Genomic DNA, 15,835 nt, shown 5'->3' with positions numbered 1-15,835 from the left:
CGTATCGAGCCGCGTGGTACGGCGGAGTGCGTATGCATCCAGGTGGCAGCAGAGGATTCCCTCTACGTCACTGAAGACTTCCTCCTGACCCACAACACGCTCAACGACGCGTTCATCATCCTGGACGAGGCGCAGAACTCCTCGGCCGAGCAGATGAAGATGTTCCTCACCCGGCTCGGCTTCAACTCCAAGATCGTGGTCACGGGTGACGTGACGCAGGTGGACCTGCCTTCGGGCACGGTGAGCGGGCTGCGGGTGGTCCAGGAGATCCTGGACGGCATCAACGACATCCACTTCTCCCGGCTGACCAGCGCCGACGTGGTCCGTCACAAGCTGGTGAGCGAGATCGTGGACGCCTATGGGCGCTACGACGCCACGGTGGCCGCTCAGGAGCCGAAGCAGTTCCAGCATCGGGGGAAGCGGCGACCGTGAGCATCGAGATCAACAATGAGTCCGGCGTCGGGGTCGACGAGGAGGGCCTCGTGGCGCTGGCCGCTCACGTGCTCGGCGAGATGGGCATCAACCCGCTCGCCGAGCTGTCCATCGTGGTGGTCGACGAGGGCGCCATGACCGAGCTGCACGAGAAGTGGATGGGCGAGCCCGGCCCGACCGACGTGCTGGCCTTCCCGATGGACGAGCTGCGCCCCGGTGGCGGCGCACGCGGCGACTCGGACGGCCCGGCGGACCCCGCGCTTTTGGGGGACGTCGTGCTCTGCCCGCAGGTGGCCGCCAGGCAGGCGAAGGAGGCCGGGCACAGCACGGCCGACGAGCTCGAGCTGCTGTGCACGCACGGCATCCTGCACCTGCTCGGTTACGACCACGCGGAGCCTGAGGAGCACAAGGAGATGTTCGGGCTCCAGGCCCAGCTCCTGGAGTCGTGGCAGGAGGTGCGCGACCCGCGGTGAACGGCTGGTTGCTGTCAGCCATCGGCCTGGTGATCATCGGTGGCTTGATCGCCAGTGCGGAAACGGCACTGACGCGTATCTCCAGGGTGCGCGCTGAGGAGTTCGTGCGGGACGGCAAGCGGGGCGCGGTGCGGCTGCAGGCCATCGAGACCGACCCGCCGCGTTACCTCAACCTGCTCCTGCTGCTGCGGCTGAGCTGCGAGCTGATCGCCACGGTCATCGCGACGTTGCTGTTCATCGACATCATGCATGACCAGGGCTGGGCCTACGTGTGGGCCGCGGCCGTGATGATCGTGGTCAGCTACGTGGTGGTCGGGGTCATGCCCCGTACGCTGGGCCGCCAGCACGCCGAGCCGGTCGCGCTGGCCAGCGCGCCCATCGTGTACGGCTTGACGCGCATCTTCGGCCCCCTTCCCAAGCTGCTGATCCTGCTGGGCAACGCGTTGACGCCCGGCAAGGGGTTCCGCGACGGCCCGTTCACCTCCGAGGCCGAGCTGCGTGACCTGGTGGACCTGGCGGAGGAGCGCCGGGTGATCGAGCCCGACGAGCGCGAGATGATCCACTCGGTCTTCGAGCTGGGTGACACGCTGGTGCGGGAGGTCATGGTGCCCCGCACCGACATGGTCTACATCGAGCGCGGCAAGTCGATCAGCCAGGCTCTGTCGCTGGCGCTGCGCAGTGGTTTCTCCCGCGTTCCTGTCGTGGGTGAGAACGAGGACGATGTCGTGGGCATCGCGTACCTCAAGGACATCGCCCGCAAGATCCACGAGGCGGGGGAGGGCGGCGGCAAGGAGCCGGTGGAGTCGATCATGCGCTCGGCTGCATACGTGCCCGAGAGCAAGCCCATCGACCAGCTCATGCGGGAGATGCAGGCCAGGCAGATCCATATCGCCATCGTCATCGACGAATACGGCGGCACCGCCGGCCTGGTCACGATCGAGGACGTGCTGGAGGAGATCGTCGGTGAGATCACCGACGAATACGACCAGGAGGCGCCGCGCGTCGAGCGGGTGCCCGGCGGCGGCCTGCGGGTGACGGCCAGGATGCCGGTCGACGAGCTGGGCGAGCTGTTCGAGGTCGAGATCGACGTGGACGATGTGGAGACCGTGGGCGGGTTGCTGGCCCATGCTCTCGGCCGGGTGCCGATCGCCGGGTCCCACGCGGAGGTGGCCGGCCTGTCGCTGACCGCGGAGACCTTGGCAGGCCGTCGCAACCGCATCAGCACCGTCGTGGTTCACCGTGTTACGCCGCCGGAGGACGAGGCCGTCCCCGCCACGGCCGAACGCGACTAGTCCTTCCGCCGGTCCCGCTCGGTCCCGCTCGGTCCCGCTCGGCCCCGCCCGGTCTTGCTGGGCGGGGACTGCGGTGCCGGTTGTGCTGGTCCGACTGTCCATCGTCGAGACCTCCTCGTCCCTTGGGAGGGCACGATGGCCGGTACGTGCCGGGCAGCGGCGGACAGGTGGTGACGTGGGCCGATCTGAGTGGGGGCGACCCGGGGGACAAATGCGGACGGATGCCGCAAGCGTTCTACAAGTCTTCTGCAAGCGACCTCCGGCACTCTCTAATCACGACATCCAGTGCGGTGGGTGTCAGAGGGGAAGCATCCGATCGCCGGGTGGGGTTCGCGGCGAGAGGATGGATCCAGGGGGGACGACAGCGTCCCGGTCGGGTAGCCGGCTGAGACGCTGATCGGCGTAAAGGGTGTTCTCATCCAGAAAACCGGATGAGAACACCCTTTTTGCGTGTTGCTGGGACCTCCGATGGATTGCCGCATTAGTTGGTCGGGCAGGGTTCGCGCCAGGGGGGATCATGAGACGAAGACAGGGGATCATCGGTTGCGCCCTGCTCGCTTGCACCCTGGCGGGATGCGGCGGCGAGGGCGCGGAGAGCTTCATCGACCCGAGCGCCATGGCCCAGCTGCGCGAAGCGCTCCGCAAGGAGCCGCGGCTGCCCGAGGGCTTCACGGTTCGTCCTGAGCAGGCGTGGCGGATGCCGTTCGGCCCCGCGGACCGGAACTGCCGGGCGCTGCTCGAGCCGGCCGGCGGCCGTGCGCCCGCGCACGCGCTGACCGCCCAGGCGGCGGTGAGCTACCAGGGCGACGGGCTGGGCGAGCAGGCCGCGGTCGGGCTGGCCAGGTACGCGGGCGAAGAGGCCGAGGCGCACCTCGACGCGCTGGCCAGGGCACGGGAGTCGTGCCGGGCGGTACGCACCTCCTCCGGCACCGACCTGCGGCTGAGCGAGCTGCCGGTCGAGGACGCCGGTGACGAGGCCGTGGGGGCGCGGCTGCAGGGCCGGTTGCACGGCTATCCGTACGTGCTCGACGTCGTGTTCTCCCGGGTGGGCGACACGCTCGTGTCGGTGGTCCACACGGGCATGAACGACGTGGACAGCACCCGCACCCGCAAGGTGGTCGCCGCTGCGTTGGCCATGGCCGGCGCATAACCTAGTGCGCGTGACTCTCGATCCTGAAGACAGCAAGATCATCACGTTGGCGCGGGCGGCCAGGGCGCGTAACGGCACCCCCGAAGGGGCCGCCGTACGCGACGAGACCGGGCGCACCTACTCGGCGACCAACGTGGCCCTTGCCTCGCTCACCTTGTCGGCGGTGCAGGTCGCGGTGGCCATGGCGATCTCCAGCGGAGCGCGTTCCCTGGAGGCGGTCGCGCTCGTGACCGACGGCGAGCCGGGCCCCGACGACGCGGCCGTGGCCGCGGAGCTGGGTGTCAAGTCGCTGCTCGTGGCCGGTCCCGACGGCACGCTGCGGGCCTGACATGCCGATGTCGCCGTTCCTGGCGAGGTTGCGGGAGAAGGTCGGCTCCGATTTGCTCATGCTGCCGTCGGCGGCCGGTTTCGTGTTCGACGACGCGGGCCGGCTGCTGGTGGCCCGCCACGGCGACGTCGGGCTCTGGGCGGCGCCGGGCGGCGGCATCGACCCCGACGAGCGCCCGCAGGACGCCGTGGTCAGGGAGCTCAAGGAGGAGCTCGGCATCGAGATCGCGGTGCGCGGGCTGATCGGCGTCTACGGCGGCCCCGAGTTCCGCACGCAATATCCGAACGGCCACCAGTGCGGCTACGTCATCGCCGTCTACGGCTGCGCGCTCGTCTCGGGTGTGCCCGAGCCCGACGGAGTCGAGATCAACGGTTACCGATGGGTGACCGAGGAGGAGCTCGCCGAGTTGCGCACGACCCCGTGGACGCCGCTCGTGGCGCCCGAGGCGTTCACCTGGTGGCGTGAACACGCTCGTTGATGGGACACAATGCAGAGTGTGACTTCGCCAGACAGCCATCGCGCCGGATTCGCCTGCTTCGTGGGGAGGCCGAATGTTGGCAAGTCCACGCTGATGAACGCCCTGGTCGGGACCAAGGTCGCGATCACCTCGTCCAAGCCGCAGACCACCAGGCGGGCCATCCGGGGCATCGTGCACCGCCCCGACGCCCAGCTCGTCATCGTGGACACCCCGGGCCTGCACCGGCCGCGCACGCTGCTCGGCGAGCGGCTCGACAGCCTGGTGTTGTCGACGCTCACCGAGGTGGACGTGATCGGCTTCTGCGTGCCGGCCAACGAGCCGATCGGCAAGGGCGACCGGTTCATCGCCGACAAGCTGTCCGCGGTGAAGAAGACGCCCGTCGTGGCCGTGGTGACCAAGTGCGACCTGGCCTCCAAGCAGCAGATCGCCGAGCAGTTGCTGGCGGTGTCGCAGGTGGCGGAGTTCGCGGCGATCGTGCCGGTGTCGGCGCAGGCGGGCGACCAGCTCGACGTGGTGGCCGACGTGCTGATCGAGCACCTGCCGGAGTCGCCGCCGCTCTACGAGGGCGGGCAGCTCACCGACGAGCCGGAGCAGGTGCTGGTCGGGGAGTTGATCAGGGAGGCCGCGCTGGAGGGCGTGCGCGACGAGCTGCCGCACTCCATCGCCGTGGTCGTCGACGAGATGTTGCCCCGCGAGGAGCGTGACGACCTGCTGGACATCTACGCTCACCTGTTCGTGGAGCGGCCGTCGCAGAAGGCGATCGTCATCGGGCACAAGGGGGAGCGGCTGCGGGAGGTGGGCACCAAGGCCCGCAAGCAGATCGAGGCGCTGCTGGGCATGCGCGTCTATCTGGACCTGCGGATCAGCGTGCTCAAGGACTGGCAGCGCGATCCCAAGCAGCTGCGGCGGCTGGGTTTCTACGACTGACAGTTGGCAGGCGGCGGGCAGCGGCCGGCCCGGGCGGCTGACCTGTGGCGTGCTCTACGACCCGCCCGCGCGGTCAGTGGTCGGCCCGCGTGCGGCGGAACAACGCCAGAACGGAGAGCACCACGACCCCGAGTGAGCACGCCAGCGCCGCGAACCAGCCGAACCTGATCACCGGTGCGACCGACAGCAGTCCCAGGTCGATGGAGATCCGGTCCTGCACGCCGCTCCCCTCGGTCACGAACATCACCACCGCCAGCACGGCCACCGCACCAGGGACGAGTGCCAGGGCGGCGAGCCTCGGATGGGCGAGTAGCCCGGCCAGGCCGCACGCCAGCGCCACCAGCCCCGCCACCAGCGCGTAGATGCCGAACGCGTCGTCGATGCCGCGCACGTCGGCGGTCACCCCGCCGCCGATCAGGCCGATCTTCGCCTCCAGGCCCGCCCACGGCAGGACCGCGCAGAACACCAGGAGCGCCCCGGCGACGGCCACGGCCAGCGCATGGCCGCGACGGGTGCCGGGCGGCGCGGGCTTGAGGTCTTCGGCCACACGATCACTGTATGCCGGGGCCGCCCGTCCGGCCATCGTACGCAACGGAGTCATCACCATCGACGCAAGCCGCGTTTTCCCCCCATTGCAGGCGCGAACGCAGCTCCACCGCATCTCCGGCCAGGGCCGACACCAGCGTCCCTGACGCTGCCAAGGGCAGGACCACGACCCCGTTGGCCACGAGCGGTTCCTTCGCCGTTGTCGTGAGGAAGGTGGTGCCGACGCAGCGGGCCCCGCCGAAGACGGCCGGCGAGGTGTCGAGCGCCGGGTCGCCGACCGTGAACTCCTGTCGGAGCAGCGGGCGGTCGCCGCAGGTGGCGTCGAAACGGGCGTGGCAGCGGCCGGGCTCTTCGCCGTACCGGCCGAAGACGATCTCCTCGCGCCACAGGACGCTCGCGTCCGGCTCCAGCGCCAGCCGTACGATCAGGCGGTGCTCGCAGCCCGCGGCGAGCACCGTCGGCTCGGGGGTGAAGCGGAGGGTCGCGCCCGCGCCCACCCGTGCGGTGATCAGCATCTCGGACTCGCCCTCGCCGGGCAGGACCAGCGTGCTCGCCACCGAGCCCAGCTCCAGAGTGGTACGGGGGGCGACGTCCACGTCCAGCGCCAGCCGGTCGCCGCCGAGCGGCCCGGCCGCCGTCGAGACGAGGTGGACGGTGTACGGGCCGGTCTGGCGCAGCGTCAGCGGCGGATCCGAGGCCATCCGGCTGATCATTGTCCGTCCGTCCGCCGCAGGCACGGTCGCGACTGCGGCACTGGCCCGCATCGCCCGTCGGCCCCCATGCCCTGCCCGGACGTGCGCGCCCCGCCCAGCCGGCACTGTGCTCCCCAGGGTGTCGTCGGCACGCGCGGGGCCAGTGGGTGGGGGAGGCATTACGAGACCGCGGCCGCGTGGGCGTGGGACCAGGCCGACACCCGTTCGGAGACCCACTCGGCGGCGGCGGCGGCTGAGGGATCCTGCCGGATCGACGTGAACAGCACCGGCCGCTCCCCGCGTACCTTCGCCGCGTCCCGCGCCATCACGCCCAGGTCCGCGCTCACCATCGGGGCCAGGTCGGTCTTGTTGATCACCAGCAGGTCCGCGGTCGTGACCCCCGGACCGCCCTTGCGCGGCACCTTGTCCCCACCTGACACGTCCAGGACGAAGATCTGCTCGTCCGCCAGCCCTCGGCTGAACGTCGCCGTCAGGTTGTCGCCGCCGCTCTCCACGATGACCAGGTCCAGCGGGCCGAATCGGTGCTCCAGGGTCTCGACGGCGTCGAGGTTCGCGGCGATGTCGTCGCGGATGGCGGTGTGCGGGCAACAGCCGGTCTCGACGGCCAGGATGCGCTCGGCGTCGAGCACGCCGGCCCGGCGCAGGAAGTCGGCGTCCTCGGTGGTGTAGATGTCGTTGGTCACCACGCCCAGGGACAGCGATGGGCCCAGCGTCCGGCAGAGCGCGGCCACCAGGGCCGTCTTGCCGCTGCCCACCGGGCCGCCCACGCCGAGCCGCAGCGCCCGGCCGCGGCCGTCGGGTGCGTGGTGATGGTCGTCGTGATTGGCTCCCATGTACGGGTCCTTCCTTAGGAGACGAACAGCCTGATCTCGGCCTGCGTGTGCTGCTCGGCCAGGAGATCCAGTGCTGGTGCTGAATACGCGGGCAACGCCTCCCAGAAGGGGGCGAGGTGGGGGGCCGGGTGCGCGTTCGTGGCGGCGAGGTGGGCTTGGGCGGCCACGGCGATGAGGTCGGGGGCGAAGGCGGCCAGCAGCGCGTGCACGGCGACCGGGTCCAGGCCCAGCAGCCGGACCGCCGCCGTGGCGGGGCCGCTGATCGCGTGGTACGCCGCCGCCATGGCCGCCTCCTCGGGCGTGGCCCCCGCCGCGTGCGCGGCCACGCCGAGCGCGATCGGGTGATGAGGATGGGGTACGGTCCGCGCCAGCTCGTCGAGGACGTCCGACGGCCACACCCGCCGGGCGACCCTGAGCAGCAGCCTGCCCTGCGTCCTGGAGGCGTCCCGCTGCGCAGGTGAGGCGGTCCGAGCGTCCACCTCGTCATCGAGCCGCACCCAGGGTGACACGTCGCCGCCATCATTCCCGTCGCCATCCCCGCCGTGTCCGGCTGCCTGGCTGCCGCGTCCGGCCGCGTCACCGTGTCGGGGTGGAGTCGCGAACGTGTCCCCGGCGGCCGCGGGTGGCTGGTCAAGAGGCGCGTGGACGGCGTCAGCCGCGGTGCTGGTGGCCGCGTGGGCAGTGTCCGCGCTGAGGCGGGTGGCGTCCCGGGTGGCCGTACAGGACGCCTGGAGGGCGGCGGCGGCTGTGAGGGCGGCGGCGAGCGTGCCGGAGGTGTGCAGCCGCCCCCGAAGGAAGCGGTCGAGCGACGGAACGTCATGCACCGACCCCGACGCGACAGCGCGTTCGACCCCGCCCGAGTGGGCGTGGCCGCCGGCTGGCAGGCGGGAGTCGGCGATCAGGAGCAGAGCCGGGTTCATCAGATCGAATACATCACATCTCGCTGGTCAGAACAGGAAGTAACGCTGTGCCATGGGCAGGGTGGCGGCGGGGGCCGGCTCGATGAGGTCGCCGTCGATGCGGACCTCGAACGTGTCGGGCGCCACCTCGATCCTGGGCAGAGCGTCGTTGAGGGGCATGGAGGACTTGCCGCGCCGGCGTACGTCCGCGACCGGGACCAGCCGCCGGCGTACGGCCAGCCGGTCGGCGAGCCCCGACTCCAGGGCGAGCGGCGCGACGAAGTGGAGCGAGGTGGCGGCCGCCGTGACCGGCGAGGCGCCGAACATGGGCCGGGGGAGCACCGGCTGCGGCGTCGGAATGGAGGCGTTGGCGTCGCCCATCTGGGCCCAGGCCACCACGCCGCCCTTGAGCACCAGGTCCGGCTTGACGCCGAAGAAGGCGGGGTCCCAGAGGACGAGGTCGGCGAGCTTGCCGCGTTCGACGGAGCCGATCTCGTCGTCCAGGCCGTGGGCGATAGCCGGACATATCGTATATTTCGCTACGTATCGGCGAGCCCGGAGATTGTCCGCCGGTCCCGAGCCCAGCGAGCCGCGTCGCCCCTTCATCACGTGAGCAGTCTGCCACGTACGGATGATCGTCTCCCCGATCCGCCCCATGGCCTGCGAGTCCGAGCCGATCATCGAGATCGCGCCCATGTCGTGCAGCACGTCCTCGGCGGCCATCGTCGACGGCCGGATGCGCGACTCGGCGAAGGCCAGGTCCTCCGGGATCGACGGGTTGAGGTGGTGGCACACCATGAGCATGTCGAGGTGCTCGTCGAGCGTGTTGACGGTGTGCGGCCTGGTGGGGTTGGTGGAGGAGGGCAGCACGTTGGAGTAGGCGGCGACGCGGATGATGTCGGGCGCGTGCCCGCCGCCCGCCCCCTCGGTGTGGTAGGCGTGGATCATCCGATCGCCGATGGCCTTGAGCGTCGATTCGACGAACCCGGCCTCGTTCAGGGTGTCGGTGTGGATGGTCACCTGCACGCCGGACGCGTCCGCCACGCTCAGGCACGCGTCGATGGCGGCCGGCGTGGTCCCCCAGTCCTCGTGCAGCTTGAAGCCCGAGGCTCCGGCCCTGAGCTGCTCGTTCAGCCCGTCGGAGCTGACCGTGTTGCCCTTGCCGAGCAGCGCGAAGTTCAGCGGGTAGGCGTCCAGCGACTCCAGCATCCGGCCGAGATGCCAGGCCCCGGTGACGGTGGTGGCCTTGGTGCCCTCGACGGGCCCGGTGCCGCCCCCGACGATCGTGGTGACACCGGACCCGATGGCCTCGTCGAGCAGCTGCGGGCAGATCAGGTGGACGTGCGAGTCGACTGCCCCTGCGGTGAGGATCTTGCCGTTGCCGGAGAGGACCTCCGTGGACGGTCCGATGACCAGGTCCACGCCGTCCATCGTGTCGGGGTTGCCGGCCTTGCCGATGGCGTGGATGCGGCCGTCGCGGATGCCGACGTCGGCCTTGACCACGCCCCAGTGGTCGAGGATCACCACGCCGGTGATGACCAGGTCGACCGCGCCCTCGGCGCGGGTGGTCCTGGCCTGTCCCATGGACTCGCGGATCACTTTGCCGCCGCCGAAGACGGCTTCGTCGCCGGGACCGGAAGGCCCCATCGACAGGTCCTCGGTGACCTCGATGAACAGGTCGGTGTCGGCCAGCCTGATCTGGTCGCCGGTGGTGGGTCCGTAGAGAGCGGCGTAGCGGGCGCGCGAGATCTGGGCTCCGTCAGTCATCGAGCGGCCCCGCCCACTCCGGCCGCAGCCCCGGCACCACGCGGTTGCCGCCCAGCGGCACCAGCGTCACGTCCCGCTCCACGCCGGGCTCGAACCTGATGGCGGTGCCCGCGGGCACGTCCAGTCGCATCCCCCACGCCGCCTTCCTGTCGAACTCCAGCCCCGGATTGGCGGCCGCGAAGTGGTAGTGCGAGCCCACCTGGACCGGCCGGTCCGCCGTGTTGACCACCCGTACGGTCACGCGCTCGCGCCCGGGGTTGAGCGCGAGGAAGCCGTCGGGGTGGACGTACTCGCCCGGGATCACGGGATCGGCCTGTGCACGGTCACCAGCTTCGTGCCGTCCGGGAACGTGGCCTCGATCTGGACGCTCTCCAGCATCTCCGGCACCCCCTCCATGACGTCGGCCCGGCCGAGCACGGACCGTCCCGCCTCCATGAGGTCGGCCACGGTGCGCCCGTCCCTGGCGCCCTCCATGAGGAACGACGCGATGATGGCGGTAGCCTCGGGATGGTTGAGCCGCAGGCCTCTGGCCTGCCGCTCGCGCGCCACCCCGGCGGCGACGTGGATGAGCAGCCGCTCCTGCTCGTGTGAGGTAAGCCGCATGGCCGGACCATAGGAACCGGCCGTTTCCTGACTGTTGCCGGGTGATGTCGTGTTGGTTTCGCCGTGCGGCTGAGTCCCGCATATCGGATTAAGTGCATTTGTGAACGCGCGGCAATGGCGTCTTAACGCCCAGGATCTACCTGGGAAACCTCGCGGAGTCACCTTTCTGGCAGGAACGCCCGGCAGGAAGGAACCGCTGTGCGCACATCTCGCGCGATCGTCTCCGCGCTCGTCCTCTTCACCCTCGCGGCCTGCGGATCCGACGCCCAACCCGCCGCGCAGTCGAACGAGATCAAGGTCGGCCTGCTGCACTCGCTCAGCGGCACCATGGCCATCAGCGAGGTCACCGTCCGCGACGCCGAGATGCTCGCGATCGAGGAGATCAACAAGGCCGGAGGCGTGCTCGGCAAGAAACTCGTCCCCGTGGTCGAGGACGGAGCCTCCGACTGGCCGACGTTCGCCGAGAAGGCCACCAAGCTGATCAGGCAGGACAAGGTCGCCACCGTCTTCGGCGGCTGGACCTCGGCCAGCAGGAAGGCCATGCTGCCGGTCTTCGAACGGTATAAGGCGCTGCTGTGGTATCCGGTGCAGTACGAGGGGCTGGAGAGCTCCCCGTACATCTTCTACACCGGCGCCACCACCAACCAGCAGATCATCCCCGGCCTGGACTATCTGAAGGAGCAGGGCAAGAAGAAGATCTTCCTGGTCGGCAGCGACTACGTCTTCCCGCGCACCGCCAACAAGATCATCAAGGCGTATGCGGCCGCGAACGGGATGGAGATCCTCGGCGAGGAATACACCCCGCTCGGCCACACCGAATACTCCACGCTGGTCAACAAGGTCACGCAGGCCAAGCCGGACGCGGTGTTCAACACCCTCAACGGCGACAGCAACGTCGCATTCTTCAAGCAGCTCAAGAGTGCCGGCGCCACCGCCGAGAGCATGCCGGTGCTGTCGGTGAGCATCGCCGAGGAGGAGGTCACCGGCATCGGCGTGGACAACATCGTCGGCCACCCGGTCGCCTGGAACTACTACCAGACCACGCAAACCCCGGCCAACGAGGCCTTCGTCAAGGCGTTCAAGGCCAAGTACGGCGAGAAGAAGGTCACCTCCGACCCCATGGAGGCCGGCTACAACGCCGTCTACCTGTGGGCCGAGGCGGTCAAGAAGGCCGGCTCGACCGAGGTCGAGGCCGTCAAGAAGGCCGCGCCCGGCATCGCGCTCGAACGCCCCGAAGGACTGGTCACCATCGACGGCGAGAACCAGCACATGTACAAGACCGCCCGCATCGGCATCATCCAGCCCGACGGCCTGATCAAACAGGTGTGGGACTCCGGCAAGCCGATCAAGCCGGACCCGTACCTCAAGGGTTACCCCTGGGCGTCCGGCCTGGCGGCCTCCTGATGTCGGCGTTCGCCAACCAACTGCCGATCGGGTTGTCGATCGGGGCGGTGCTGCTGCTCATCGCACTCGGGCTGACGTTCACGTTCGGGCAGATGGGGGTGATCAACATGGCCCACGGCGAGTTCATCATGGCGGGCGCGTACACCGCGTTCCTGCTGCAGGACATGGTGCTCGCGCTGCCGGCGGCGTTCGTGGTGGCCGGGGTGATGGGGCTGATCCTGGAGCGGGGCGCCATCAGGCACTTCTACGGCCGGCCGCTGGACACTCTGCTGCTCACCTGGGGCGTGAGCCTGGTGCTGCAGCAGCTCGCCCGCGACCTGTTCGGGGCGCCGAACGTGCAGGTGCCCGCCCCCTCGTGGCTGGCGGGCGGGGTGGGCATCCTGCCGTACAACCGGCTGTTCATCATGGCCCTGGCGATCGCGGGCGTGGTCGCGGTCTGGGTCTATCTCAACAGGACCGGCCTGGGGCGGCGTACGCAGGCCGTGGTGCAGAACCGGCAGCTGGCCGCCACCAGCGGGATCGACGCCGGGCGGGTGGACATGCTGACGTTCTTCATCGGGTCCGGGCTCGCGGGCGTGGCCGGGGTGGCGCTGACGCTCATCGGGCCCGTCGGGCCGGCGCTCGGCACCTACTACATCGTCGACGCGTTCCTCGTCGTGGTCGCGGGCGGGCTCGGGCAGCTGCGCGGGGCGGTGCTCGCGGCCGCCGGGCTGGGGCTGCTGAACTCCTACGCCGAGTTCTGGTCGGACGCGTCGCTGGCGAAGGTGATCGTCTTCGCGGTCGTCATCGCGTTCCTGCAGGTGCGGCCCCAGGGGATGTTCGTGCTCAGGTCGAGGGTGCTCACATGATCAAACGGAACCTGCCGTTCGCCGCCATCGCGCTGGTGGCGCTGGTCGTGGCGCCGCTGCTGCTGGAGCCGTTCCGGCTGGGGCTGCTCGCCAAATACCTGTGCTACGCGATCGTCGCACTCGGGATCGGGCTGGCCTGGGGGAAGGGCGGCATGCTCACGCTGGGCCAGGGCGTGTTCTTCGGGCTCGGCGGCTACTCGATGGCGATGTACCTCAAGCTCACCGAGGCGGGGCCGGGCGGGCTGCCGGACTTCATGGTGTGGAGCGGGGTGGAGGACCTGCCCGCGTTGTGGCTTCCCTTCGCCAATCCCGTGTTCGCGCTCGGCATGGCGGTGGCCGGGCCGATGGCGCTCGCGGTGATCCTGGGCACGCTGGTGTTCCGGCAGCGGGTGCGGGGGGCGTACTTCGCGATCCTCACCCAGGCGCTGGCCGCCGCGCTGGTCATCCTGCTGGTCGGCCAGCAGGGGCTGACCGGCGGCACCAACGGCATGACCAACTTCTTCGATCTGTTCGGGCAGGACCTCGCCGAGGACTCCACCCAGCGCGGTCTCTACCTGGTCGTGGCGAGCGTGCTCGGGGTGCTCTACCTGGCCACCCGGCAGCTCGTGAACAGCCGGTACGGCCGGCTCCTCGTCGCGGTCAGAGACGGTGAGGACCGGGTGCGGTTCCTCGGCTACGACCCGGCCCTGGTCAAGACCGTCACCTTCGCCGTCTCGGCCGGCATGGCCGGGCTGGCGGGCGCGCTGTTCGTGCCGGTCGTCGGCATCATCTCGCCCGCGCTGCTCGGCGTGGTGCCGTCGCTGGAGCTGGTCGTCGCGGTGGCGGTCGGCGGGCGGCACGCGCTGGCCGGGGCGGTGCTCGGCGCCGTGGTCATGGGCTACGCCAAGACGGCCTTCAGCGAGCAGTTCGCCGACGGCTGGCTCTACCTGCAGGGAGCGCTGTTCATCCTGGTCATGACGCTCGCCCCGAAAGGGATCATGGGCATCCTGGGGAGGTTGCGACGTGCTCGAACTACGTGACGTGCACGTGGTGTTCGACGGCTACCGCGCGCTCGACGGCGTCGACCTCACCGTGCCCGAGGGCGAGCTGCGTTTCCTGATCGGACCCAACGGCGCCGGCAAGACCACGCTGATCGACGTGATCACCGGCCTGACGAAGCCCGCGGCGGGCGCCGTGCGGTTCGGCGGCTACGACCTCGTCGGCAAGAAGGAGCACCAGATCGTCCGGCTGGGCGTCGGCCGCACGTTCCAGACCTCGGTCGTGTTCGAGGAGCTCACCGTCCTGGAGAACCTCGACCTGGCCGCCAGCTTCCGCAAGCCGCTGTGGTCGCTGGCCAGGCGGCGCAGAGGCGTCTCCGAGGCCGTCGCGGAGGCCCTGGCCAGGACGGGACTCGAAGATCTCGCCGAGCGTTCAGCCGGCGTTCTCTCGCACGGCCAGCGCCAGTGGCTGGAGATCGGGATGCTGCTGGCGCAGCGGCCTCGGCTGCTGCTCCTGGACGAGCCGGTCGCCGGCATGTCCGGCGACGAACGCGAGCGCACCGGCAAGCTGCTCACCGAGATCGCCGACGATCACACGGTGATCGTGGTGGAGCACGACATGGAGTTCCTGCGGCGGCACGCCTCGAAGGTGACCGTCCTGCACGAGGGCAAGATCCTCGTGGAGGGGTCGGTTGACCAGGTCAGCGCCGACCCGCGGGTGCAGGAGGTCTATCTGGGGAGGAGGCCCAAGGATGCTATCGGTAACCACTCTTGAAGCAGGTTACGGCAGGGCACGCGTACTGTTCGGAGTCTCTCTGGAGGTCGATCCCGGCCGCCTCGTGTGCGTCATGGGACGCAACGGCGTGGGCAAGACCACCCTGCTCAACACCATCATGGGGGTGCTGCCCGCGACGGCGGGCACCGTCATGTTCGACGGGCGGGACGTGACCAGGCTGAAGCCGCACGAGCGGGTGCGGCTCGGCATGGGGTACGTCCCCCAGGGCCACCAGTGCTTCCCCCAGCTGTCCGTCCTGGGCAACCTCCTGGTCGCCGTGGAGGCCGCCAAACAGCCACAACGGGCCATCGACGAGGCGCTGGACCTCTTCCCCGCCCTCAAACCCATGCTCAAACGCAGCGCCGGGCACCTGTCGGGCGGGCAGCAACAGCAGCTTGCCATGGCCCGCGCCCTGGTGACCAAGCCCCGGATGCTCATCCTCGACGAGCCGACCGAGGGCATCCAGCCGTCGATCATCCTCGAGATCGAGGCGGCCATCGAGCAACTGCACGCCTCCGGGCTGGCCGTCCTGCTCGTCGAGCAGTACCTGGACATCGCGCTGCGGCTGGCCGACCGGTTCCTCATCCTCGACGCCGGGCACGTCGTACGCACCGGGGAGGCCGAGGAGCTGCAACGCGAGGACGTCCGCCGTCTGCTGGCCGTCTAGCCTGCGCTATTAGTCCACGCGCGTGCCGACTGCACGATTTGCTCCAGCCGGCCGCTGTGCGCGCCGTGCCAGTAGATCTGGCCGCATTCCCGGCACCGGCCGTACACGTCGTAGTTGCGCCGCGTCCCCGCCTCCAGGAGCGGCGCGACCTCATGCTTGGCGACCGGCTCCAGCCGGCCGTTGCAGGCCGTGCAGCGCGTCCACGGGCGCAGCGGTGGCGAGAAGCGTTCGAGGAGGTCGCGTAGCTGGTCGGTGGGACGGGAGCCGCGCACGTACGCGCCCAGCCACAACGCGCGGCGGCGCAGCAGGCCGCGGTCCTGGGTGAGCAGCACCCGGCGCTCCTCGTTGGCCTGCGCCACGAGGGCGGGGTCGTCCCTGTCGTTGTGGTAGGCGGCGTCGATGCCGAGCAGGCGCAGCCGCCGCGCCAGCGTGCCCAGGTGCACGTCCAGCAGGAAACGCGGCTCCTCGGGCAGGGGTTGTGGCCGGGGCACCGGATGCACCTCCGCCACGTCGCCGGAGGCGAGCTGGTAGGAGGGGGACACACCGCGGCCGTCCACGATCATCGGGCCCACCTCGGTCAGCGGGATGCCGACCGACTCCACGTGATGGCCCAGCGTGGACGTGCCGTCCGGGATCACCTCCTGCCATTCCTGGCGGCGGCTCACGGGCAGGAACATCCTCAGCTCTGGGGCGATGCGCAGGCGTGCGGTCACGAAGTCCATT

The 15,835-nt window shown here is 70.0% G+C and carries 19 protein-coding genes and 1 pseudogene; 12 read left to right on the top strand and 8 right to left on the bottom strand.

What is annotated here, in order from left to right; translation table 11 throughout:
- Nucleotides 1–96: 96 nt before the first annotated feature.
- The 7 genes and pseudogenes from ACTWQA_RS01395 to era all read left to right on the top strand — a co-directional run.
- A pseudogene (locus tag ACTWQA_RS01395) lies at nt 97–432 on the top strand (PhoH family protein); the annotation flags it as partial.
- Nucleotides 429–905: an rRNA maturation RNase YbeY gene (gene ybeY, locus ACTWQA_RS01390; protein ID WP_305923342.1), complete on the top strand. Its 477-nt coding sequence runs from the start codon at nt 429–431 to the stop codon at nt 903–905. The pseudogene ACTWQA_RS01395 and the gene ybeY, both read left to right, overlap by 4 nt.
- A complete protein-coding gene (locus ACTWQA_RS01385; RefSeq protein WP_305923341.1) occupies nt 902–2,197 on the top strand; it encodes a hemolysin family protein in 1,296 nt (431 codons plus the stop codon). The genes ybeY and ACTWQA_RS01385 overlap by 4 nt, the downstream gene beginning before the upstream one ends.
- A gap of 517 nt (nt 2,198–2,714) precedes the next feature.
- A complete protein-coding gene (locus tag ACTWQA_RS01380) occupies nt 2,715–3,347 on the top strand; it encodes a hypothetical protein (RefSeq protein ID WP_305923340.1) in 633 nt (210 codons plus the stop codon).
- A gap of 10 nt (nt 3,348–3,357) precedes the next feature.
- Nucleotides 3,358–3,675, top strand: a complete 318-nt coding sequence (locus ACTWQA_RS01375) for a cytidine deaminase (RefSeq protein ID WP_443157474.1) — start codon at nt 3,358–3,360, stop codon at nt 3,673–3,675.
- A gap of 1 nt (nt 3,676) precedes the next feature.
- Nucleotides 3,677–4,153: an NUDIX domain-containing protein gene (locus ACTWQA_RS01370; RefSeq protein ID WP_443157473.1), complete on the top strand. Its 477-nt coding sequence runs from the start codon at nt 3,677–3,679 to the stop codon at nt 4,151–4,153.
- Between the two features lie 18 nt (nt 4,154–4,171).
- Nucleotides 4,172–5,080 (top strand): GTPase Era, encoded by a 909-nt coding sequence (gene era, locus ACTWQA_RS01365; protein ID WP_443157472.1) that lies wholly within the window; start codon nt 4,172–4,174, stop codon nt 5,078–5,080.
- A gap of 73 nt (nt 5,081–5,153) precedes the next feature.
- Here era and ACTWQA_RS01360 read toward each other — a convergent pair whose 3' ends face one another.
- The 7 genes from ACTWQA_RS01360 to ACTWQA_RS01330 form a co-directional block, all read right to left on the bottom strand.
- Entirely contained in the window at nt 5,154–5,627 is a 474-nt protein-coding gene (locus tag ACTWQA_RS01360; protein WP_327584404.1) for a hypothetical protein, read from the bottom strand.
- Nucleotides 5,628–5,631: 4 nt separating this feature from the next.
- Nucleotides 5,632–6,327, bottom strand: coding sequence for an urease accessory protein UreD (locus ACTWQA_RS01355; RefSeq protein ID WP_443157471.1), 696 nt, complete (start codon nt 6,325–6,327; stop codon nt 5,632–5,634).
- 170 nt (nt 6,328–6,497) lie between these two features.
- A complete protein-coding gene (gene ureG, locus ACTWQA_RS01350) occupies nt 6,498–7,172 on the bottom strand; it encodes an urease accessory protein UreG (protein ID WP_443157470.1) in 675 nt (224 codons plus the stop codon).
- A gap of 14 nt (nt 7,173–7,186) precedes the next feature.
- Nucleotides 7,187–8,092 carry an urease accessory protein UreF gene (locus ACTWQA_RS01345; RefSeq protein WP_443157469.1) on the bottom strand — a complete coding sequence of 302 codons (906 nt, stop codon included), beginning with the start codon at nt 8,090–8,092 and terminating at the stop codon, nt 7,187–7,189.
- A gap of 27 nt (nt 8,093–8,119) precedes the next feature.
- Complete coding sequence (locus tag ACTWQA_RS01340) at nt 8,120–9,838, bottom strand: urease subunit alpha (RefSeq protein WP_443157468.1); 1,719 nt, start codon at nt 9,836–9,838, stop codon at nt 8,120–8,122.
- Nucleotides 9,831–10,142: an urease subunit beta gene (locus tag ACTWQA_RS01335; RefSeq protein ID WP_305923331.1), complete on the bottom strand. Its 312-nt coding sequence runs from the start codon at nt 10,140–10,142 to the stop codon at nt 9,831–9,833. Before ACTWQA_RS01335 ends, ACTWQA_RS01340 begins: the two co-directional genes overlap by 8 nt.
- Entirely contained in the window at nt 10,139–10,441 is a 303-nt protein-coding gene (locus ACTWQA_RS01330) for an urease subunit gamma (RefSeq protein WP_138710073.1), read from the bottom strand. Before ACTWQA_RS01330 ends, ACTWQA_RS01335 begins: the two co-directional genes overlap by 4 nt.
- Nucleotides 10,442–10,639: 198 nt before the next feature.
- On the opposite strand from ACTWQA_RS01330, the gene urtA reads away from it, so the two are divergent.
- From urtA to urtE, 5 genes are read left to right on the top strand one after another with little or no spacing between them, the layout of a single operon-like run.
- Entirely contained in the window at nt 10,640–11,845 is a 1,206-nt protein-coding gene (urtA, locus tag ACTWQA_RS01325) for an urea ABC transporter substrate-binding protein (protein ID WP_327584399.1), read from the top strand.
- Nucleotides 11,845–12,693, top strand: coding sequence for an urea ABC transporter permease subunit UrtB (gene urtB / locus ACTWQA_RS01320; protein WP_305923329.1), 849 nt, complete (start codon nt 11,845–11,847; stop codon nt 12,691–12,693). The genes urtA and urtB overlap by 1 nt, the downstream gene beginning before the upstream one ends.
- Nucleotides 12,690–13,712 (top strand): urea ABC transporter permease subunit UrtC, encoded by a 1,023-nt coding sequence (gene urtC / locus ACTWQA_RS01315; RefSeq protein ID WP_443157467.1) that lies wholly within the window; start codon nt 12,690–12,692, stop codon nt 13,710–13,712. Before urtB ends, urtC begins: the two co-directional genes overlap by 4 nt.
- Entirely contained in the window at nt 13,696–14,445 is a 750-nt protein-coding gene (urtD, locus tag ACTWQA_RS01310) for an urea ABC transporter ATP-binding protein UrtD (protein WP_443157466.1), read from the top strand. The genes urtC and urtD overlap by 17 nt, the downstream gene beginning before the upstream one ends.
- Nucleotides 14,423–15,112, top strand: a complete 690-nt coding sequence (gene urtE, locus ACTWQA_RS01305) for an urea ABC transporter ATP-binding subunit UrtE (protein ID WP_443157465.1) — start codon at nt 14,423–14,425, stop codon at nt 15,110–15,112. Before urtD ends, urtE begins: the two co-directional genes overlap by 23 nt.
- Here the strand turns inward: urtE and ACTWQA_RS01300 are convergent.
- Complete coding sequence (locus ACTWQA_RS01300; protein WP_443157464.1) at nt 15,109–15,834, bottom strand: Mut7-C RNAse domain-containing protein; 726 nt, start codon at nt 15,832–15,834, stop codon at nt 15,109–15,111. The genes urtE and ACTWQA_RS01300 overlap by 4 nt on opposite strands.
- Nucleotide 15,835: the final 1 nt, after the last annotated feature.

It is taken from the genome of Nonomuraea sp. 10N515B (assembly GCF_052245915.1).
In the GTDB taxonomy this organism is placed as follows: Bacteria; Actinomycetota; Actinomycetes; order Streptosporangiales; family Streptosporangiaceae; genus Nonomuraea.
The sequence above is the reverse complement of the archived record's forward strand: the minus strand, read 5'-3'. Positions and strand labels throughout refer to the sequence as shown.

Excerpts from the sequence above, each read along its gene's own strand:
- ACTWQA_RS01380 (WP_305923340.1), top strand. The coding sequence starts at position 2,715 with ATGAGACGAAGACAGGGGATCATCGGTTGCGCCCTGCTCGCTTGCACC.
- ACTWQA_RS01340 (WP_443157468.1), bottom strand. The coding sequence starts at position 9,838 with ATGACTGACGGAGCCCAGATCTCGCGCGCCCGCTACGCCGCTCTCTAC.
- ACTWQA_RS01300 (WP_443157464.1), bottom strand. The coding sequence starts at position 15,834 with ATGGACTTCGTGACCGCACGCCTGCGCATCGCCCCAGAGCTGAGGATG.
- urtE (WP_443157465.1), top strand. The coding sequence starts at position 14,423 with ATGCTATCGGTAACCACTCTTGAAGCAGGTTACGGCAGGGCACGCGTA.
- urtC (WP_443157467.1), top strand. The coding sequence starts at position 12,690 with ATGATCAAACGGAACCTGCCGTTCGCCGCCATCGCGCTGGTGGCGCTG.
- ACTWQA_RS01370 (WP_443157473.1), top strand. The coding sequence starts at position 3,677 with ATGCCGATGTCGCCGTTCCTGGCGAGGTTGCGGGAGAAGGTCGGCTCC.
- urtB (WP_305923329.1), top strand. The coding sequence starts at position 11,845 with ATGTCGGCGTTCGCCAACCAACTGCCGATCGGGTTGTCGATCGGGGCG.
- ACTWQA_RS01345 (WP_443157469.1), bottom strand. The coding sequence starts at position 8,092 with ATGAACCCGGCTCTGCTCCTGATCGCCGACTCCCGCCTGCCAGCCGGC.
- ACTWQA_RS01330 (WP_138710073.1), bottom strand. The coding sequence starts at position 10,441 with ATGCGGCTTACCTCACACGAGCAGGAGCGGCTGCTCATCCACGTCGCC.
- ACTWQA_RS01355 (WP_443157471.1), bottom strand. The coding sequence starts at position 6,327 with ATGGCCTCGGATCCGCCGCTGACGCTGCGCCAGACCGGCCCGTACACC.
- ureG (WP_443157470.1), bottom strand. The coding sequence starts at position 7,172 with ATGGGAGCCAATCACGACGACCATCACCACGCACCCGACGGCCGCGGC.